Annotated in this window: 20 protein-coding genes; 9 read left to right on the top strand and 11 right to left on the bottom strand. The window is 72.2% G+C overall.

Annotated features, from left to right (window positions below; translation table 11 throughout):
* Positions 1 to 15: 15 nt before the first annotated feature.
* On the bottom strand, positions 16 to 897 hold the full coding sequence (locus tag ACPPVO_RS01340; protein WP_426509355.1) for a hypothetical protein: 882 nt from the start codon (positions 895 to 897) through the stop codon (positions 16 to 18).
* 129 nt (positions 898 to 1,026) lie between these two features.
* Between ACPPVO_RS01340 and ACPPVO_RS01335 the strand changes: the two genes are divergently transcribed.
* A complete protein-coding gene (locus tag ACPPVO_RS01335; protein WP_426509353.1) occupies positions 1,027 to 2,190 on the top strand; it encodes a homogentisate 1,2-dioxygenase in 1,164 nt (387 codons plus the stop codon).
* Positions 2,191 to 2,350: 160 nt separating this feature from the next.
* Here the strand turns inward: ACPPVO_RS01335 and ispF are convergent, their stop codons facing one another.
* Entirely contained in the window at positions 2,351 to 2,827 is a 477-nt protein-coding gene (gene ispF / locus ACPPVO_RS01330; protein WP_426514497.1) for a 2-C-methyl-D-erythritol 2,4-cyclodiphosphate synthase, read from the bottom strand.
* 102 nt (positions 2,828 to 2,929) lie between these two features.
* On the opposite strand from ispF, the gene ACPPVO_RS01325 reads away from it, so the two are divergent.
* Positions 2,930 to 3,634: a TVP38/TMEM64 family protein gene (locus ACPPVO_RS01325; protein WP_426509351.1), complete on the top strand. Its 705-nt coding sequence runs from the start codon at positions 2,930 to 2,932 to the stop codon at positions 3,632 to 3,634.
* A gap of 24 nt (positions 3,635 to 3,658) precedes the next feature.
* On the opposite strand, the gene ispD is transcribed toward ACPPVO_RS01325, so the two are convergent.
* Both ispD and ACPPVO_RS01315 read right to left on the bottom strand, forming a co-directional pair.
* Positions 3,659 to 4,342 (bottom strand): 2-C-methyl-D-erythritol 4-phosphate cytidylyltransferase, encoded by a 684-nt coding sequence (gene ispD / locus ACPPVO_RS01320; RefSeq protein ID WP_426509349.1) that lies wholly within the window; start codon positions 4,340 to 4,342, stop codon positions 3,659 to 3,661.
* A 41-nt stretch (positions 4,343 to 4,383) separates the two neighbouring features.
* Positions 4,384 to 4,869: a CarD family transcriptional regulator gene (locus ACPPVO_RS01315; RefSeq protein WP_360367351.1), complete on the bottom strand. Its 486-nt coding sequence runs from the start codon at positions 4,867 to 4,869 to the stop codon at positions 4,384 to 4,386.
* Between the two features lie 622 nt (positions 4,870 to 5,491).
* Here ACPPVO_RS01315 and ACPPVO_RS01310 point away from each other — a divergent pair.
* Positions 5,492 to 5,989, top strand: coding sequence for a hypothetical protein (locus ACPPVO_RS01310; RefSeq protein ID WP_426509347.1), 498 nt, complete (start codon positions 5,492 to 5,494; stop codon positions 5,987 to 5,989).
* Here the strand turns inward: ACPPVO_RS01310 and ACPPVO_RS01305 are convergent.
* Together ACPPVO_RS01305 and ACPPVO_RS01300 are read right to left on the bottom strand one after the other, a co-directional pair.
* Entirely contained in the window at positions 5,978 to 6,994 is a 1,017-nt protein-coding gene (locus ACPPVO_RS01305) for a type III polyketide synthase (RefSeq protein WP_426514496.1), read from the bottom strand. The genes ACPPVO_RS01310 and ACPPVO_RS01305 overlap by 12 nt on opposite strands.
* 20 nt (positions 6,995 to 7,014) lie before the next feature.
* A complete protein-coding gene (locus tag ACPPVO_RS01300; RefSeq protein WP_426509345.1) occupies positions 7,015 to 7,725 on the bottom strand; it encodes a methyltransferase domain-containing protein in 711 nt (236 codons plus the stop codon).
* A 45-nt stretch (positions 7,726 to 7,770) separates the two neighbouring features.
* Here ACPPVO_RS01300 and ACPPVO_RS01295 point away from each other — a divergent pair, with 45 nt between their 5' ends.
* The 3 genes from ACPPVO_RS01295 to radA all read left to right on the top strand — a co-directional run bounded on the left by ACPPVO_RS01295 (position 7,771) and on the right by radA (position 10,876).
* Complete coding sequence (locus tag ACPPVO_RS01295; RefSeq protein ID WP_426509343.1) at positions 7,771 to 8,592, top strand: UbiA family prenyltransferase; 822 nt, start codon at positions 7,771 to 7,773, stop codon at positions 8,590 to 8,592.
* A gap of 85 nt (positions 8,593 to 8,677) precedes the next feature.
* Positions 8,678 to 9,430: a hypothetical protein gene (locus tag ACPPVO_RS01290; RefSeq protein ID WP_426509341.1), complete on the top strand. Its 753-nt coding sequence runs from the start codon at positions 8,678 to 8,680 to the stop codon at positions 9,428 to 9,430.
* A 39-nt stretch (positions 9,431 to 9,469) separates the two neighbouring features.
* On the top strand, positions 9,470 to 10,876 hold the full coding sequence (radA, locus tag ACPPVO_RS01285) for a DNA repair protein RadA (RefSeq protein WP_426509339.1): 1,407 nt from the start codon (positions 9,470 to 9,472) through the stop codon (positions 10,874 to 10,876).
* Positions 10,877 to 11,310: 434 nt separating this feature from the next.
* Here radA and disA read toward each other — a convergent pair whose 3' ends face one another.
* Positions 11,311 to 12,450 carry a DNA integrity scanning diadenylate cyclase DisA gene (gene disA, locus ACPPVO_RS01280; protein WP_426509337.1) on the bottom strand — a complete coding sequence of 380 codons (1,140 nt, stop codon included), beginning with the start codon at positions 12,448 to 12,450 and terminating at the stop codon, positions 11,311 to 11,313.
* A 190-nt stretch (positions 12,451 to 12,640) separates the two neighbouring features.
* On the opposite strand from disA, the gene ACPPVO_RS01275 reads away from it, so the two are divergent.
* On the top strand, positions 12,641 to 13,153 hold the full coding sequence (locus ACPPVO_RS01275; RefSeq protein ID WP_426509336.1) for a hypothetical protein: 513 nt from the start codon (positions 12,641 to 12,643) through the stop codon (positions 13,151 to 13,153).
* A 199-nt stretch (positions 13,154 to 13,352) separates the two neighbouring features.
* On the opposite strand, the gene ACPPVO_RS01270 is transcribed toward ACPPVO_RS01275, so the two are convergent.
* The 3 genes from ACPPVO_RS01270 to ACPPVO_RS01260 all read right to left on the bottom strand — a co-directional run bounded on the left by ACPPVO_RS01270 (position 13,353) and on the right by ACPPVO_RS01260 (position 15,180).
* Positions 13,353 to 14,018 carry a hypothetical protein gene (locus ACPPVO_RS01270; protein WP_426509335.1) on the bottom strand — a complete coding sequence of 222 codons (666 nt, stop codon included), beginning with the start codon at positions 14,016 to 14,018 and terminating at the stop codon, positions 13,353 to 13,355.
* Positions 14,019 to 14,078: 60 nt separating this feature from the next.
* Entirely contained in the window at positions 14,079 to 14,588 is a 510-nt protein-coding gene (gene def / locus ACPPVO_RS01265) for a peptide deformylase (RefSeq protein ID WP_426509333.1), read from the bottom strand.
* Positions 14,589 to 14,670: 82 nt separating this feature from the next.
* Positions 14,671 to 15,180 carry a glycine cleavage system protein R gene (locus ACPPVO_RS01260; protein ID WP_426509331.1) on the bottom strand — a complete coding sequence of 170 codons (510 nt, stop codon included), beginning with the start codon at positions 15,178 to 15,180 and terminating at the stop codon, positions 14,671 to 14,673.
* 16 nt (positions 15,181 to 15,196) lie between these two features.
* Between ACPPVO_RS01260 and ACPPVO_RS01255 the strand changes: the two genes are divergently transcribed.
* Positions 15,197 to 16,081, top strand: a complete 885-nt coding sequence (locus ACPPVO_RS01255) for an A/G-specific adenine glycosylase (protein ID WP_426514495.1) — start codon at positions 15,197 to 15,199, stop codon at positions 16,079 to 16,081.
* 108 nt (positions 16,082 to 16,189) lie between these two features.
* Positions 16,190 to 17,086, top strand: coding sequence for a polysaccharide deacetylase family protein (locus tag ACPPVO_RS01250; protein ID WP_426509330.1), 897 nt, complete (start codon positions 16,190 to 16,192; stop codon positions 17,084 to 17,086).
* 93 nt (positions 17,087 to 17,179) lie between these two features.
* Here the strand turns inward: ACPPVO_RS01250 and ACPPVO_RS01245 are convergent, their stop codons facing one another.
* Entirely contained in the window at positions 17,180 to 18,004 is an 825-nt protein-coding gene (locus ACPPVO_RS01245; protein WP_426509328.1) for a hypothetical protein, read from the bottom strand.
* Positions 18,005 to 18,177 lie beyond the last annotated feature (173 nt).

Raw genomic sequence — 18,177 nt, 5'->3', positions numbered from 1 at the left:
TGCGCAGCATGGTCCTCATCGCGGACCCCCCGGCCGCGGCTGGTCGAGCAGCCCCAGGGTCACCAGGTCGCCCACCGGGTCCTGGACGCTGCAGCTGCCGAACCCCACCCACAGCGGCCGCTCGCGGTCGAGGTCCGGGCGGATGCGATCGGCCAGGGACTGGGTCTCGGTCGAGGACAGGAGCAGGGCGAGGTCGGCCGGGTCGGCGCCGTCGGCGGCGGCCACGACCGCGGCCAGGATGTTCAGGAAGCCGTGGTGGACCAGGCCCGTCTCGGCGTCGGTGTGGCGGACCGCGTGGTGCAGGCCCGCGGTGAGCTTGAACGGCACGTCGCGGTCGCGGCAGGCGGCGATGACGGCGGCGAGCTCGGTCGGGCTCGGGAAGAGCTCCGCGGCCAGCCCGCCGGTGCGGAACTTCGCGGCGACGGGCAGCCCCTCGGCGCGCAGGGCGGCGATGGCGTCGAGGCCCGACATGAGGCCCCAGGCGAGCGGCACCTCCAGGTACCACTGCAAAGGCCCCTCGCACTTCCTCATGAGCGCCGCGAGCCGCTCGATGCCGGGCAGCGGGTCCTCGCCCCGCTTCGCGACCGGGCTCTCCAGCTGCCGGGTGCCGTCCGGAAGATCACCCAGAGCGGACTCGATGGCGGAGGGCTCGCCGATCAGGCCGAGCCCGAGGTCTGGAGAGGCACCGGGCGAGAACGAGGGGTGATTTGCGGCGACGGCGACGAAGTCGGAGCGGTCGCCGATGGGCAGCAGGAGGGGGCCGATGAGCTGGGCATACCAGCTCCGGCAATGGCCGGCATGGGCGGGCACGGCGTCGGTCAGCGGTGCGCTGCCGGGCGGAAACACGGCAGCATCGTCGACCAGTGCGGTCAGCAGGGGTGGCACTGCGTTTGACACGGCTTCCGAATCTAGTGGACGCTTTACAGGGCGGACAACTTCGTCCGTTATCCGGACACTCCAATCCACCGCCGGCCGACTTCGTCTCGGGCGACGAGGCCTGTGTCGCATGACAGCTGGAGGACCGTGATGCCGTACTACCGCCGCGTCGGTGAGGTGCCACCGAAGCGCCACACCCAGTTTCGCCAGCCGGACGGCTCGCTGTTCGCGGAAGAGCTGATGGGGCAGGAGGGTTTTTCGAGCGACTCGTCGCTGCTCTATCACCGGCATCGACCGACCGCGATCAACTCGGCGGTGCCGTTCGAGCCGCCGGCCTGGTCGCGGGTGCCGAACCTGCCGCTCAAGCCGCGCCACCTGCAGACCGGCAAGCTCGGCGGCGGCACGGCGGACGCGGTGCTCGGGCGGCAGCACCTGCTCGCCAATGACGACGTGCGCATCTCGTACGTCGAGGCGACCGAGCCCTCGCCCCTCTACCGCAACGCGGTCGGCGACGAGTGCCTGTATGTGTCGGCCGGCGCGATGACGCTCGAGTCGACCTTCGGCCGGCTGGAGCTGACCGAGGGCGACTACGCGATCATCCCGACCTCGATCATCCACCGGCTCGTGCCGGGCGATGGTGGGGTGAAGCTGCTGACGATCGAAGCGACCGGACACATCGGACCCCCGCGGCGCTATCTCTCCGTGCGTGGACAGTTCCTGGAGCACGCCCCCTACTGCGAACGGGATCTACGCGCCCCAGCGGAGCCCATCATCGCGGAGGGGTACGACATTTCCGTGTTGGTGCAGCACCGCCGGGGCTGGACCGAGCACATTTACGCAAATCACCCGTTCGACGTGGTCGGGTGGGACGGCTGCCTGTACCCGTGGGCCTTCTCCATCCACGACTTCGAGCCGATCACCGGGCGCGTGCACCAGCCGCCGCCGGTGCACCAGACGTTCGAGGGGCCCAACTTCGTCATCTGCTCGTTCGTGCCGCGCAAGGTCGACTACCACCCGCTGGCGATCCCGGTGCCGTACAACCACCACAACGTCGACTCCGACGAGGTGCTGTTCTACACGGGCGGCAACTACGAGGCCCGGCGCGGCTCCGGCATCGACCAGGGCTCCATCTCGCTGCACCCGAGCGGCTTCACCCACGGTCCGCAGCCGGGGGCGGTCGAGCGCGCGATCGGCGCGGAGGCGTTCGACGAGCTCGCGGTCATGGTCGACACCTTCCGGCCGCTCGACCTGTGCGAGCCGGCCCTCGCCATCGAGGACACCGGGTACGCCTGGTCGTGGGCGAGAAACGCCTAGGCCCTGTCCTGCCGATCATGTCGAGCCGAGACGAGGTCCAGATTTCGCCTGCGTGTGCCCCGCGGAGGCCTGGCTACCGGTGTTGTAACCCGGCCTTCGCGGGGTGCGCGCAGGCGGAATCTGGGCCCGGCGCAGGCCGGCATGATCGGCAGGGCAGGGCCTAGTGCTGTTTGACCACCGGGTAGATCAACGCGACGGCCGTGGCGGCCAGACCCTCGCCGCGGCCGGTGAAGCCGAGGCCGTCGGTGGTGGTCCCGGACAGCCGCACGATGGCCCCGAGCGCGTTGTGCATGACGCGCTCGGCCTCCGCGCGCCGCTTGCTGATCTTCGGCTTGACCCCGATCACCTGCACGGCCACGTTGCCGATCTCGAAGCCGGCGTCGCGGATCAGCCGGGCCGTCTCGTGCAGGAGGGTGATGCCCGAGGCGCCCGCCCACTCGGGCCGCGACGTGCCGAAGTTCGCCCCGAGATCACCCAGGCCGGCCGCGGAGAGCAGTGCGTCGCAGATCGCGTGCGCGGCGACGTCGCCGTCGGAGTGCCCGGCGAGCCCGTCGACGCCCTCCCATTTGAGCCCGGCGACCCAGCAGTCACGACCGGAGGCGAAGGCATGGACGTCGGTACCGTTCCCGATCAGCATCACTTCGGGAGGGTACGACGTTCGGTGCGCGACCGTGAACCTTCGGTTGCCGAACCCCCGCACGGGTCGGCAGGCTGGCGGATGAGGCCTACGCTGGGTCGGGTGCGCAGCGATCAGACGACCCCGACGACCCACGGTCCGTGGTGGCGCACCGGAGCCGCAGTTCGCTTCGGTCTGCTCGCCGTGATCGTGGTGACCCTGTCCGTAGTCATCATCATCGCTCACCCGACCCGCGCGTCCCTCGCCGACGCGGTCGGCCACAACCCGATGGCCCCGTTGATCGCCATCGGCGGCTCGGCCGTGCTGACCACCGCGCTCGCGCCCCGCACGCTGCTGGCCGGCGTCGGCGGGCTGGTGTTCGGCTTCACGAGTGGCGTGCTGTACATCATGCTCGGCATCACCCTGGGCGCGCTGATCGCGCACACGGTGGGCCGCTTCCTGGGCCGCGACTTCATGGCCCGCCACCTCAGCGGCCGCCTGCTCGCCATGGAGCAGGCCGTCGCCAAGCGCGGCGTGCTCGCGATCGTGATCTCCCGGATGATCCCGCTGGTGCCCTTCGGCGTCGCGAACTACATCTTCGGGACCACGAGCGTGCGCATCGGCGCGTTCCTCGCCGGCACCGTGGTCGGAGCGCTGCCGGCCACGCTGGCGTACTCGGCGCTCGGCTCGGCCACGGCCCGCGGCGACGCGGTGGGCATCACGATCGCCGGCGTGGTCATCGCCACGCTCGGCATCGGCGGCTCGGTGGGCAGCCTGCTGATCTGGCGCCGCCGCCCGCGCAAGACGCCCACGCCCGCCGCCGCATAAGCGGACGGCGAAGCACCAAGAGGCCTACAGAAACAGCGCGGCGACTTCCAGGTCGAACGGCCGGGTGATCTTCAGCGCCGCCTCGGCCCCGGGCACCGTGAAGACGGTGATCCCGATGCGTTCCGCCATGCCGGCATCGTCGGTGTGCTCGTCGAGGGCGGACTCGTGCGCCTTCACGAGCACATCGCGCCGAAAGCCCTGCGGCGTCTGTACCGCACGCAGGGAGGACCGGTCCACGGTCGCCACGACCTCGCCGGAATCCGAGACCTGCTTGATGGTGTCGACCACCGGAAGAACGGGTATGACCGCGCCGTGCCCCCCACGAACGGCTGCCGCCACGGACTCCACCAGCTCCGGTGGGGTCAGAGCGCGCGCCGCGTCATGGACGAGCACGATGTCGAAGCGTTCGGGAACCGCGGCGAGCGCCGCGGCGACCGAGGCCTGCCGAGTCGCCCCGCCGGGCACGACCGTCACCGGGGCGACGGGCGCGAGCAGCTCCGCCACCGACTCCACGGAGTCGGCCGGCGCCGCGATCACGATGCAGCCGACACTGGGCGCGAGCGCGAGGCGCCGCACGGCGTGCACGAGAAGGGGCTCGCCGCCCAGCAGTCGAAGTGCCTTGGGGCCACCGGGTCCGAGTCGGACCCCCATACCGGCCGCAGGCACGAGGACCGCGACGTCACCACGCACAGACAAGTGCGCCGTCACGTCGCGGTCCTCGGTATCGAAGGGATAGCCAGGCTGGATCGTCAGGCCTCGGTCAACACCTTGTCGAGCAGCGACTCCGCCTCGTCCTTGGTGCTCTTCTCGGCGAGCGCCACCTCGCCGACCAGAATGTCCCGCGCCTTGGCGAGCATGCGCTTCTCGCCGGCCGACAGACCGCGCTCACGGTCACGACGCCACAGGTCGCGGACGACCTCAGCGACCTTGAGCGGATTGCCGGAGGCCAGCTTCTCCAGATTCGCCTTGTACCGCCGCGACCAGTTGGTCGGCTCCTCGGTGTGCGGAGCACGGAGGACGTCGAAGACCTTCGTCAGGCCTTCTTCACCAACCACCTCGCGCACGCCGACGATCTCGGCGTTCTCGGCGGGCACCCGCACCGTCAGGTCACCCTGAGCGACCCTGAGGACGAGGTACAGCTTTTCCTCGCCCTTGATGACGCGAGTCTCGATTGCCTCGATGAGTGCGGCCCCGTGGTGGGGGTAGACAACGGTCTCGCCGACACTGAAAACCATAGGTTCGAAACCCCTTTCGCTGTGTCTAGGGTAACACGGTCACGCGCTGACAGCCCACCCCAGAGAGCAGCATTCGCGCAGGTCAGAACACATGTGAGTCCCCTTTCTCCCGCTTGACAGAAATCGTGGGACCTGCTGTGTAGCGGATCAACAACGCGGAGCACGCGCAAATAGCCTGGCAGTCGGACATATCCGATTGATTACGGCAAGTGTCCACCCTCGCACGCGCTGGGTCCAGAACCGACACTCTCAGTGACGTGACCAGCGGCGGAGCGTAGATGATACGCACAGATCTCGATGCAGTCACCACTGGCGTACTGCCGGAAGGTGAGGGAAAGTTGAGGCAGGTGCGAGGAGAACAGCGATGGGCGCGCTGAGGGATGACAACGGCGGTGGTGAGCGACCACAAGAGGGTGGTGGCCTCCCCGATCTCCCGCCTGAGTGGGGAACGATCATCATTCCCGACGATCCCGGCGCACTCGACGACGAAGGCGCCCCGATCCGCCGGCAATTCCACCGCACCGCTATCCGCCGCCGCTGGCGCCGCCGGCTGCACCTGAGGCCGGAGCCGGCCCGGCGGACCACGGATGATTCGCCGGGTCTCGCGGTACCACTGCTGATCATGACGATTGCGATCATCGCGACCCTCGTGAGCCTCTTCGCCGTCGCGTGGCCCGGGCACGCCCCCAAGACCGCGCCCAAGGTCGGCTCGCCCACCACCGCGCCCGCCGCGGTATCGCTGACCGGTGTCAGCCTGCAGGATGCCGACGGCAAACCGGTCGGGCTCGTCGAGCTGACCCCGGCCGTGGTGCTGCTCGTGGACGGTTGCTCATGCGAGCAGCTCATCCGCAGTACCGTCGACGCCGCCGCCGCCGCGAAGGACACCATCAAGGTCGTGGTGGTCGCGACCCGCCCGCCGACCCTGCCCGGCCAGCTCAACCCGAAGGTGACGGTGCGCTCCCTCGGCGACCCCAACGGCTCGCTGCGCGCGTCGGTGCCCGCCCTGGCCGGCGACCGCACCACCGCCGCGGTGCTCGTCGACTACCACGGCAAGCTGGTCAGGGCGGTCCGCTCGGTGACCACGCCGGACCCGTTCGTGTCCGAACTGTCAGGTCTGTAGGAGCGCCCCGTAGAGGGTGAGGCCGGGGCCGAACGCGAGCGCGACCGTCGTGCGCGGCGGCCCCGCGGCGCGGCGGCGCAGGGCGTCGATGATCAGCAGTACCGTCGGCGAGGAGCAGTTCCCGTGCTCGGCCAGGGTGCCGCGGGACTCCGCCAGGGCGGCCTCGGGCAGCGCGAGCTCGTCCCGGACGACGTCGAGAATCCGAGGGCCCCCCGGGTGTACCGCCCAGGCGTCCACATCCCGAGCCGTCATCCCCCGCGGACCCAGCAGCCGGTCGACGAGATCGGCGACGTAGATCGACAGCACGTCGGGCACCCGCGGCGACAGCCCCATCCGGAAGCCCAGATCGGTGACGTCCCACGTCATGTGGTCGGCGGTGGCCGTGTCGGTGACCGCGGCGATGTCGGCCACGAGCGCGCCGGCGCCGTCCGGCACCAGCACCACGGCGGCCGCGGCGTCGGAGAACAGCGCATGCGCCACGATCTGCTGCGGGTCGTCGCTCGGCGGCTGCACGTGCAGGCTGGTCAGCTCCAGGCAGAGCAGCACCGCCGGCCGGCCCCGCGCGGCCACGTAGTCCGACGCGGCGCCGAGCCCGGGCAGCGCCGCGTAGCAGCCCATGTGCCCGATGAAGAGCCGCTGCGTGTCGGCCGCCATGCCCAGGTCGCGGGCGAGCAGGATGTCGAGCCCGGGCGTGGCGTAGCCGGTGCACGAGCACACCACGAACAGCCCGATCTCGTCCGGGCGCAGTCCCGCGGCGTCCAGGGCCCCGCTGACCGCGTCCTTGCCGAGGGGGAGAGCTTCGGTGAGGTACCGACTCATGCGTTTGGCCGTCGACCACGACGACGCGTCCTCCAGCAACGGGTTGACCGCCCCGTGGCGTGTGACGACGCCCGAGTTGGCGAAGATCCGCTTGGCCAGCCCGCGCCGGGGTCCATCGTAATGCCGCCTGAAATAGCCGTCCCACACCTCGTCCTGGCGCATCTGCCCGGGAAACGTCACGTACATCCCGGCTATGGCGGCACCTGTCACTGGCGCTCCTTCCTGCCGCGCCCCTGGTAGAGGATCGCGGTCGAGAACGTGGGCACGATCGGCACACGGCCACGGCGGGTGACCAGCCAGCGGGCGAGCGCGGGCAGCGCCGGGCGCACGCCGCGCACGTCCAGCGGCACACCGTGGCGCGCGCACTCGGCGCGGAGGCGGCGCGGGTCGACGAACAGGGCGGGGTCGTGGATGCCGCGCACCGCGGGCACGACCGCCTCGGCGAGGCGCACGGCCACGAGCCGCGACAGCGCCGTGTCGTTCAGGGTGTCGAGCACCAGCCAGCCGCCCGGGCGCAGGATCCGGCACGCCTCGGCGACCGTGCCCGGCATGTCGGGCACGTGCTCGAGCAGCTCGCCGGCGCTGACGACGTCGACGCTGCCGTCGGCGAAGGGCAGGTGCGCGACGTCGGCGAGCACCGGGGCGACGCCGTGCGCGGCGGCCTGCTCCAGGCCGGAGACGATGAGATCGACACCGATATGGGTGTACCCCTTTCCGGCGACGTGCGGCGCGAGCAGCCCGCCGCCACAGCCGAGATCCACCAGTACGGCCCCGGCGCGCTCGGCGGGCGGGATCAGCCGCGCCCGGGCCCGCGCGAGCCAGTACAGCATCGAGAACGGGCTGCCCGGGCGCCACCATTCGCCGGCCAGGTCGTCGTACTGACCAGGGTCGTTGCGCGCGCGCCTCGGCGAGGGCATGAGACGAGCCTGACATGGGACCCCTCCAGCCGCCACACTTGCCGGATGTCGGTTGCGATCTCGCTGCTGCGGGCTAGTCACCCGGAGCCCGCCGCGGGTGTCACGGCGGTGGCCGTGCTGTTGTCGATCGGGCTCGACCGGCCGGTCGGAGGGGTGGTGGCGGCCGGCGCGACGGTACTGACGAGTCAGCTCGCGATCGGATGGGTCAACGACGCCCTGGACGCCGGAAGGGATGCCGCGGCCGGGCGCTCGGACAAGCCCGTGGCGGCCGGGAAGGTCTCGCGGCGGCTCGTGGCCGTGCTCGGCGCCGTGGCGGCCGCGGTGTGCCTGCCGCTCGGGTTCCTCTCCGGCGTGCCGGCGGGCCTGGTGTCGGCGCTGGCGCTCGCCTCGGCGCTGCTCTACGACTGGCCCCTGAAGGCGACGGTGGCCTCCGTCGTCCCCTACGCCGTGTCGTTCGCCTGCCTGCCCGCCTTCGTGGTACTCGGCGCGGGCAAGACGCCGCCGCCGTGGCTGCTGGCCGCCGGCGGGCTGCTGGGCGCGGGCGCGCACTTCGTCAACACGCTGCCCGACCTCGACGCCGACGCGCGCACCGGGATTCGCGGCCTGCCGCAGCGCTTCGGGCGCCGCGGGTCGCTTGTCGCGGCCGCGGTGCTGCTGCTGGCGGCCACCGCCGCGCTGGCGTTCGGGCCGCCCGGACCTCCGCCGGTGCTGTTCTGGCCGGCGCTGGGGGCCGCGATTCTCGCGTTGTCCTGGGGGTGGTACCGCATGAGCCGCGACACAACTTCACGCGCGCCTTTCCTCGCCGTCATCGCCGTGGCGCTTATCGATGTCGTATTTCTCCTGGTCAGCGGCCTGAATCTGGATTGAGTCACCACTGCCAGGGTGGGCGTAATCGACCGATCAAGGGCATCTAGGCTGTACTGCGGCTGCCCCTTGACTTGGAGGACCCAAGGTGACGCGTTCGACTCAGGCCAAGCCGCTGGCTCGCCGCCGTACGGTGCTGGGCGCCGCGCTCATGGCAACGGCCGCGCTCGGCGTCGGCCTGCTCTCCGCCTGCGGATCGGGTCAGATCACCCAGACCGAAAACCAGAAGCCCGCGGTGCCCGGCATCAACGCCGACAGCGCCGACGGCAAGATCGCCCTGCGCGACGGTGGCATCCCCTACGCCGACCAGTACAAGGCCGGCTCGACCGTCCCGCTCAACGTGCGGCTGTTCAACAACGCCCAGCAGAGCGTGAAGCTGACCGGGGCGACAAGCGACAACGGCAAGATCGTCCTCGTCGGCGGGGGCCGGCCCTCCGCGGCGCCCTCCTCCCCGTCGCCCACCCCGACCACCGCGTCGGCGACGCCGTCGGGCACCAAGAAGCCCTCCGGCTCCCCGTCGGCGGAGTCGCCCTCGCCCACGCGGCCCGCGGAGCCCTCGCCCACCTCGGCGGGCGCGTCGGCGATCGCGGTCTCGATCCCGGTCAACGGCGTGGCGGCGCTCAGCCGCGACAACGGCGGCACCACCTACCTGGCGATCGACAAGCTGACCGGCGAGCCGCTGCTGCCCGGGGGCGCGCTGACCAACGTGGTCTTCACGTTCACCTACACCGACGGCAGCACCACGACCATCAAGCTGCCGAACCTGCCGATGACGCCGCCCAGCACGCCGCTGCCGAAGCCGAGCTCGGTCGTGAAGAACGAAGAGGTCCCGGGCGAGTAGCCCCCGATTTTTGTCATACCCCTTCGCTAGTTTTGGGGCGTGACGAAGACCAGGGGCGCGATCTATCAGTGCGACGTCTGCGGGCACCGGCCACCCAAGTGGATCGGCCGATGCCCGGAGTGCGGTGAGTGGGGCGCCATCCTCGAGGTCGCGGGCGGCGCCGCCGGCACCGGCCCGGCCGCGCTGCGGGCCGTTCCGTCGCGGGCCCCGCTCGAGCCCGCCCGCCCGATCGCCGAGATCAGCGCGGCCCCGGCCAAGGCCCGCCCGACCGGCGTCGGCGAGTTCGACCGCGTCCTGGGCGGCGGCATCGTCCCCGGCGGCGTGGTGCTCCTGGCCGGCGAGCCCGGCGTCGGCAAGTCCACCCTCCTGCTCGACGTCGCCCAGCAGTGGGCCGTCCAGGGCGAGAGCCCGTCCCTGGTGATCAGCGGCGAGGAGTCCACGAGCCAGGTCCGGCTGCGGGCCGAGCGCATCAACGCCCTGCACGAGCGGCTCTACCTCGCCTCGGAGACCGACCTCTCCGCCGTCCTGGGCCACCTCGACGCGGTGAAGCCCGGCCTGCTCATCCTCGACTCCGTCCAGACCATCTCGGCCCCGGGCGTCGACGGCGTCGCGGGCGGCGTCACCCAGGTCCGCGCCGTCACCGCGGCCCTGGTGGCGATCGCCAAGGAGCGCGGCCTGGCCACGGTCCTGGTCGGCCACGTCACGAAGGACGGCAACGTCGCCGGCCCGCGCGTCCTGGAGCACCTGGTCGACGTGGTCCTCAACTTCGAGGGCGACAAGCACTCGTCCCTGCGCATGGTGCGCGGCCTGAAGAACCGCTTCGGCGCCGCGGACGAGGTCGGCTGCTTCGAGATGCACGAGGGCGGCATCACGAGCCTGCCCGACCCGAGCGGCCTCTTCCTCACCCGCTACGCGGACGCCGTGTCGGGCACGTGCGTCTGCGTGGCCATGGAGGGCCGGCGCGCCCTCGTCACCGAGGTCCAGACCCTGATCGGCGCCCAGATGCCGGGATCGCCCCGCCGCACCGTCTCCGGCCTCGACTCGGCCCGCCTTGCCATGGTCCTGGCCGTCCTCCAGCGCCGCGCGGGCATCCAGCTGCACGACCGCGAGGTCTACGCGGCCACCGTCGGCGGCCTGCGCGTCACCGAGCCGGCGGCCGACCTCGCCCTCGCCCTCGCCGCGGCCTCGGCGGCGCACGAGCTGCCCATGCCGCCGGACCTGGTCGCGCTGGGCGAGGTGGGCCTGACAGGTGAGGTACGACGGGTGGGCGCCGTCCCGCGCCGCCTCGCGGAGGCGGCCCGGCTGGGGTTCCGCTTCGCCCTGGTCCCGCCGGGCTGCGGCCCGGCCGCCACGGGCGTGACGCCCCCCGGGATGCGGGTCCTGGAGGTCAACGACGTGCGGACCGCACTGCACTACGCAGTCAAGGCGACGGCAGAGGAGGTCTAGCCGCACCGCGGCGGAACTTTGCGTGCGCCGGGGGCTTACGCGTGCGGGCCCAGCGTGCGCATGCCCGAGCGGATGTGCGTCTCCACCGTCTCGCGGGAGACTGCGTCGCGGCTCGACGCGCGTGCGGCCCGGTGCCGGACGGGCGCCATGCCGGCGCCGCTCGAACGCGCGTGCGGCCCGGTGCCGGAGGGGCGCCATGCCGGGCAGGGCCTGGCCATGCCGGCGCCGCTCGACGCGCGTGCGGCTCGGTGCCGGACGGGCGCCGTGCCGGGCAGGGCCTGGCCATGCCGGGCGGCAGCGGCGGGCGCTCGACCACGCGGCCGGGTCACCCGCGGCCGGGTCACCGCAGACGAGCACGCCGCGGACCCGGCATGCCGTCCTGATCGACGCAATGGCAACCGCAGACGTCCGGAACCGCTGCACCGGACGAGCGGTCAGACGTAGCGCTCCAGGATCGAGGCCTCCGCCAGCCTCGACAAGCCCTCGCGCACCCCCCGGGCGCGCGCATCCCCCACGCCCTCCACCGCCTGCAGGTCCTCCACCGTCGCGCCCAGCAGGCGCTGCAGGCTGCCGAAGTGCTCCACCAACCGGTCCACCACCAGGGTCGGCAGCCGCGGAACCTTCGCCAGCAGGCGGAAACCGCGCGGCGAAACGGCGGCGTCCAAGGCGTCGGACGCCCCCGGGTAGCCCAGCGACTTCGCCACGCCCACGAGGTCGATCAGCTCCGTCGCGGTCAGCGCGTCCAGCTCCTCGAGCGCGTCCTCCGACGAGCGGGCGCGGCGCCCGGTCGGGAGGTAGTCGCGGATGACCAGGGTGCGGTCCGCCTCCACGCCGGCCATGAGCTCCTCGAGCTGCAGGGCGAGCAGGCGACCGTCGGTGCCGAGCTCGACGACGTAGCCCGCGATCTCGTCCGCGATCCGCCGTACCATCTCCAGGCGTTGCACCACGGCCACCGCGTCGCGCACGGTGACCAGGTCCTCGATCTCCAGGGCCGAAAGCGTGCCCGAGACCTCGTCGAGGCGCAGCTTGTACCGCTCCAGCGTCGCCAGCGCCTGGTTGGCCTTTGACAGGATGGCGGCCGAGTCGTCGATGACGTGGCGCTGGCCGTTGACGTACAGGCCGATGATGCGCATGGACTGGCTCACCGAGATCACCGGGTACCCGGCCTGCTTGGCGACCCGCTCGGCGGTGCGGTGGCGGGTGCCGGACTCTTCGGAGGGGATGGTCGGGTCGGGCATGAGGTGCACGGCGGCGCGGACGATCCTGGTGCCGTCATTCGACAGGACGACGGCGCCGTCCATCTTGCACAGCTCGCGCAGGCGGGTGGCGGAGAACTCGACGTCCAGCGAGAAGCCGCCGGTGCAGATCTGCTCGACCACGCGGTCGTACCCGAGCACGATCAGCGCACCCGTCCGGCCCCGCAGGATGCGCTCCAGGCCGTCGCGCAGCGCGGTGCCCGGGGCCATCAGCGCCAGGGTCGCGCGCAGGGGGTCGGCGCCGGGCAGCGCGGCGGCCCAGCCCCCGATGAGGCCGGTGTTGGCGGCGCCCCTGCCGGGCTCGCGGTCAATCGGCACCCGCACAGTCTACGGATGGTCGGACACCAGGTGCTGGTGCGGTATCGACCCAGCCCGTAGAGTGGTCGGATGCCATCCGTCAATGGACGGAGGTGGATTTCACAGCGAGGGGTTTGTGGCCGGTCCGGAACGGATCGAGTGGCGACGGAGTTTTCCGTCCCGGTCTCTGGGAACCCTGGCGTGGTATGCCGTGTCGGCGACGCTCGCGGTCCTGCTGATCCGCGCGCTCTTCGGCGACGAGCCCGAGACGCTGGACTCCGGCGGGCACAACCCGCTCGCCGATCTTCCGATGTGGACGGCCGGGCTGGCCGCGGTCGGGGCGGTACCGATCGCGCTGGCGGTCATCCGGCGGCCGCGGGTCGGGGCCAATCACTTCGCGCTCACCGTGCGCCCGGGCTGGGTGCGCACGCTCGTGCTGCCCTGGTCACGGGTCGGCGAGGTGGCGGCCGTCGACGTGGGCGGCGAGCGGTTCCTGGTGGTACGCCTGCTGGAGGGTCTCGACCGCACGGGGACCAATCCGGCCTGGATCGACCAGAACGTGCTGCGCGAGCTGAACAAGATCAGCGACGGGCAGGGCCGGCGCGACGGGCGCGACGTCGATGTGGCTGTGCGCCTGCGTGACTTCAACGGCACGCCCGACGGCCATCTGGCCGCCCTCGCCGCCTTCGCGCCGGATCAGGTGCAGATAGCCAACCGGCTCTGAGCGAGCCGAAGGGCGAAGGCAAAGAGCCGGCCGAAGGCAAAGAGCCGGCCGAAGGCAAAAGCCGGGGGCGCCGAGGCAGCCGAAGGCAAGAGCCGGGCGCTGAGCCGGCCGAAGGCGAGGAGCCGGCCGAACGCAAAGAGCCGGGGCGCTGAGGCAGCCGAAGGCAAAGAGCCGGGGCGCTGAGCCGGCCGAGGCCGACCTAGGTGAGCTGCACCTGCACCGGCTCGCTGAGCTTGGTGCCGAGGCGCCCGACCAGCTCGTACTTCCCCGCCGGCGGCGTCTCCCGGTTGGCGCAGCCGTTGTTCGTGGCCTTCCCGGTCCAGACGGTGTTGAACGAGACCTCGATGCCGGGCTTCAGCACCGTCATCTGGCTGCCGTGCGGCGCGTCGCACGCGTCCGAGGACCAGATCTTGCTGGCCGCGACCTGGAGGTACAACTCCTGGTAGTCCGCGCCGAGATCCCGCGCGCACTCGTGCCCCGCGACGTTCTTGATCTTGATGGTGAACTTCAGGTAGGCGCCCCGGAACTGCACCGCCTGCTCGGGCGCGGCCACCACGGACAGGTCGGCGTCGGCGCACGGCGGCACCGTCGCGACCGGCGGCGCGGCGGCCGACGACACGACCGGCGCGGGCGCCGAGGACGCGGGCGGCCCGCCGGTCGTCGGCACCTGGATGGTCACCGTCGGTGCCGGGTCGCCGGACGCCGGGCCGGCCGAGGCCGCCGCCGGGGTGCGTTTCTGGTCGCCGGTGTCGCTGCCACCGCAGGACGCCCACAGCATCAGGGACGCGACGACGAGCACCCCACCGACGATCGCTCGGCGCCGCCAGTAGATGCCGGCGGACAATGGGCCAACCGTCAGCTTCATGATGCGCTCACCGTATCGGGGGAACCGTCCGTGGTCGGGACGGCACGCCGTGAGCAGCGCTCAGAGATAAACCTTGCGGGCGTACACCGCGTGCGCCCCCGCGACCCGGTCGAGAAACAGCAGCCCGGCGCAGTGGTCGATCTCGTGCTGCAGTGCCCGGGCCTCGAAGGCGTCCGTCTCCATCTGGATTTCTTCGGTACCCCCGGGCGCGTACCCGGCCACCACGAGCCGGTTGGCCCGCTTGACGTCGCCGGTGAGGTCCGGTACGGACATGCAGCCCTCGCGCCCCTTCTGCCACTGCGACGCCTCGACGATCCGGGCGTTGCACAGCACGAAGGCGCCGTGGACGGTGCGCGCCTTCGGGTGCCCGGTGACGTCGACCGCGAACACCTGCGCACCCACGCCGACCTGGGGCGCGGCCAGCCCGACACAGCCGGGCGAGACGCGCATGGTCGCCAGGAGGTCCTCGGCGAGCTGGAGGATCTCGGGGGCGGTCGGGTCGACGGGCTCGGCGGCGGTGCCGAGAACTGAAGCGGGCGCACAGACAACGGGCAGTACGGCCCCGCTCACGCCGCCGCCTCCGCAAACTCCGGCGCCGACGCGAGAATGCTGAGCCCCCGGCGAGCGGCCCCTCCGCTTCGCTCCGGACCGCTCACAACAGATCCGCGTCGGCCGGGCGCATGGAGACCTCGACGTCGAGCCGCTGCGCCGCGGTGCGCAGGGCCGTGTCGAGCCGCTCGGGGTTGGTGGCGTCGACCTCGGCCACGATGACGTACAGGCTGCCGGAGAGCCGCGTGGTCAGGTCGGTGATGTTGCCCCCGGACTCGGCGACGGCGCGGGCCAGCGTCGCGACGATGCCGAGGCGGTCGGCCCCGTGCAGGGTGATCACGTGGGGGCTGCCGGCCGGCTCGTGGACGGGCTCCTCCACGACGCTGCGCACGGTCACCAGCAGCGTCCGCTCGGCGGTGAGCGGCTCCAGCGCCGCCTCGATCGCCGCGCCGGTCGTCGGGCCCGCGCACACCAGCGTCATCGCGAAGTGGCCGCGCAGGCGGGTCATTGTCGAGTCGGTGAGGTTGAGGCCGAGGCGGGCCAGAATTTCGGCGACATCGGCGATGATGCCGGGCCGGTCGTGGCCGATCACCGTGACGGCGTACTCGTTCACGGCTATATCCTTGCGTATCGCCAGCCACCGGAGTGCACCGACCGCCATCGCGACCACCCTCACGCGGTGGTACAACGCGAACGCCCGCGACCTCGCCTGGCGCCGCCCCGGCGCGTCCCCGTGGGGCGTGCTCGTCTCCGAGGTCATGCTCCAGCAGACGCAGGTGTCGCGGGTGGAGCCGGCCTGGGAGCGCTGGATGGAGCGCTGGCCGACGCCGGCTCACCTGGCCGCCGACCCGCCCGGCGAGGCCATCCGCGCCTGGGACCGCCTCGGCTACCCGCGCCGCGCGCTGCGGCTGCACGCGTGCGCGACCGCGATCGTGGAGCGGCACGGCGGCGTGGTCCCCGACGACGTGGAGGCGCTCCTCGCGCTGCCCGGCATCGGCGTCTACACGGCCCGGGCGGTGGCCGCGTTCGCGTTCCGGCAGCGCCACCCGGTGGTCGACACCAACGTGCGCCGCGTCGTGGCCCGCGCCGTCGCCGGGACCGCCGACGGCGGCGTGAACACCACGCCCGCCGACCTGCGCGCGGTCGAGGCGCTGCTGCCGGAGGGGCACGAGGCGGCGGCCCGCGCGTCGATCGCGTTCATGGAGCTCGGCGCGCTGATCTGCACGTCGCGCGCCCCGCGCTGCGCCGAGTGCCCCCTGACCGCCATGTGCGCGTGGCGACTGGCCGGTTCCCCGCCGGCCGACAGCAAAAAGCCTTCGCAGCGGTACCACGGAACCGATCGCTATGTCCGCGGACTGCTCATGGCCGTGCTGCGGGCCAGCGACGACCCGGTGCCCGCCGAGCGCCTCGACGCCGTGTGGCCCGACGCGGAGCAGCGCCGCCGCGCGCTGGAGGGTCTGCTGCTCGACGGACTGGTGAATCGTCGGGAAGAGACGTACACCCTGCCGGGTTAGGTTGCAGGCTGTCCGGGTGGCGTTATTCACCGAAGCGGACACCCCTCTCGGGTACTTCTTTGAGGGAATTCCATCGCTACTCTCAGGTTTGTGCTTGTACTCGGCAGAATGAGCCGCATCGGGGCGTTGCTCGGTGTGATCACCGCGCTGACGCTCGCGGTCGCCGCCTGCGACGACAAGGCCGCCCCCGGCCACTCCCAGGTCAACGGCGCCCCGGCGTCCGCCGCGGCCTCACCCGCGCCCGGCGTCTCGACCTCGCCCGGCGACGACGACAGCGACGAGGGCGACCCGCAGTCCTCGGCCACCCAGACCGGCAAGCCGAGCGCCTCGAAGACCACGCAGGCGCCGGCCGGCAGCACCTACGCGGGCCGCCTGCCCAAGTTCGGCACGCCCCCGGCGCCGGCGCGCATCGGCCTGCCCGAGGGCGCGGGCGCGCCCTACTTCTCCCGCATCCCGACCGACCAGCCGGTGGCGTTCCTGACCATCGACGACGGCTGGGTGAAGCGTCCGGAGGCCCTGGAGCTGCTGCGCGAGTCCGGCGCCAAGGTCACTCTGTTCCTGACGATCAACGCGATCAAGGACAATCCGGGGTACTTCAAGCAGCTCCGCGACGCCGGCGCCGACATCGAGGCGCACACGCTGACCCACCCGAACCTCAAGGGCAAGTCGTACGACTTCCAGAAGCGCGAGATCTGCGGCTCGGCCGACCAGCTCGCCGGGCTGTACGGCCAGCGCCCGAAGCTGTTCCGCCCGCCGTTCGGCGACAAGGACGCGACGACGCTGAAGGTGGCCCACGACTGCGGCCTGCAGGCCGGGTTCTTCTGGAAGGAGACGGTCGACAAGGGGATCGTCCGCTACCAGGAGGGCCACAGCGTGCAGAAGGGCGACATCGTCCTGATGCACTTCCGGGACCGCTTCGTGGACGACTTCATCGCCGCGCTGCAGGCCATCTCGGCCGCGGGCCTGACCCCGGCCCTGCTGACCGACTACCTGCCGGCGACCTGACCGTCAGGCGCCGCCCGGAGCACCGCCGACCGGCCGGCACCTGACACCAAGGCACCTGACCTACACAAAGGCACGTGACCTACACGGCACCGGTCATACGGCCAGTTCGGCGGCGGCCATCCGTTCGACCTCGGCGGCGCTCAGTGGCAGCTCGGCCCGGAGCGCCGCCTTCCACCCCGCCGGCACCGCGAACCATCCGGGCCGCCGCAACAGGCCCTGCGCGAACGGCGCCACCGGAACGAGGTCCCCGGCGACGCCGAGCGGCCCCGGCAGGTACGCCAGCCGCCGCACCAGCTCCCGATCGGCCTCGGCCAGCCCCGCGAGCACCGCGGGAATGAGGAACTCGGCGAGCCCGGCCTCGGCCCGGGCCAGCGCGAGCAGCCGCTTCCGCCGCAGCGGGGCCGGGTGCTGCGCGAGCCAGGCCGCCGCCAGCCCCACCAGCGCCGGCCACCCGTTGGTGAGCAGATGCAGGTCGGGCGCGAGCACGTCCGCGGCCTCGGCGTCGCCGAACGCGGCGGCCAGCACCTGGTACGTCTCGTCCTCGGCGAACCCCAGCTCGCACGACGACAGCCGCACCGCGCCGGGCAGCCCGAGCTCCTCCTGCGCGGCCACGACGACGCCCGGCCGCCCGGCGAGCGTCCGGAGGGCCGGCACATGGCGATCGGTCACCCCGTCGATCGCGAGCACCCCGTCGGCGGGTACGGCCTCGAGCCCCTCGTGAGCGAGGTCGACGAGCGCTCCCCCGCGGGCCGCGACCCACGCGTCCAGGAGCGTGCTCTTCCCGGCCCCGGTGCCCGCGACCAGCACCACCATCCCGTCGGCGGCGTCCAGCCGGGCCATCAGCCCGGGCCGGGCAATGGGCCGCCCCGCACGCCGGACGAACCGTCCGGACTCAAACGGGAACAGCCCCTTACTCACGCCGCGCAACATACCCGCCCGGCCCGGCGGAACTGCCTTCCGAGTCCTTTGTACGACTCATGAACCCGACAAACCGCCAGAAGCGACAACCCGACAGCCACGCCTCAGAAAGGCGACAGGCACAAAAAGGACCGCGCGGCGAAGAATCGCCGCGCGGCCCCCTTGGTGCCTTG

This window comes from Dactylosporangium sp. McL0621 (assembly GCF_049995355.1).
Taxonomy (GTDB): Bacteria; Actinomycetota; Actinomycetes; order Mycobacteriales; family Micromonosporaceae; genus Dactylosporangium.
Note: the sequence above shows the minus strand (reverse complement) of the source record. Positions and strands in the feature narration are given on the sequence as shown.

Coding starts and splice junctions, on each gene's coding strand:
- ACPPVO_RS01305 (WP_426514496.1), bottom strand. CDS start 6,994: ATGTACGTGACGTTTCCCGGGCAGATGCGCCAGGACGAGGTGTGGGAC.
- ACPPVO_RS01250 (WP_426509330.1), top strand. CDS start 16,190: ATGAGCCGCATCGGGGCGTTGCTCGGTGTGATCACCGCGCTGACGCTC.
- ispF (WP_426514497.1), bottom strand. CDS start 2,827: ATGCTGATCGGGAACGGTACCGACGTCCATGCCTTCGCCTCCGGTCGT.
- ACPPVO_RS01310 (WP_426509347.1), top strand. CDS start 5,492: ATGACGATTGCGATCATCGCGACCCTCGTGAGCCTCTTCGCCGTCGCG.
- ACPPVO_RS01315 (WP_360367351.1), bottom strand. CDS start 4,869: ATGGTTTTCAGTGTCGGCGAGACCGTTGTCTACCCCCACCACGGGGCC.
- ACPPVO_RS01270 (WP_426509335.1), bottom strand. CDS start 14,018: ATGAAGCTGACGGTTGGCCCATTGTCCGCCGGCATCTACTGGCGGCGC.
- ACPPVO_RS01335 (WP_426509353.1), top strand. CDS start 1,027: ATGCCGTACTACCGCCGCGTCGGTGAGGTGCCACCGAAGCGCCACACC.
- ACPPVO_RS01300 (WP_426509345.1), bottom strand. CDS start 7,725: ATGCCCTCGCCGAGGCGCGCGCGCAACGACCCTGGTCAGTACGACGAC.
- ACPPVO_RS01295 (WP_426509343.1), top strand. CDS start 7,771: ATGTCGGTTGCGATCTCGCTGCTGCGGGCTAGTCACCCGGAGCCCGCC.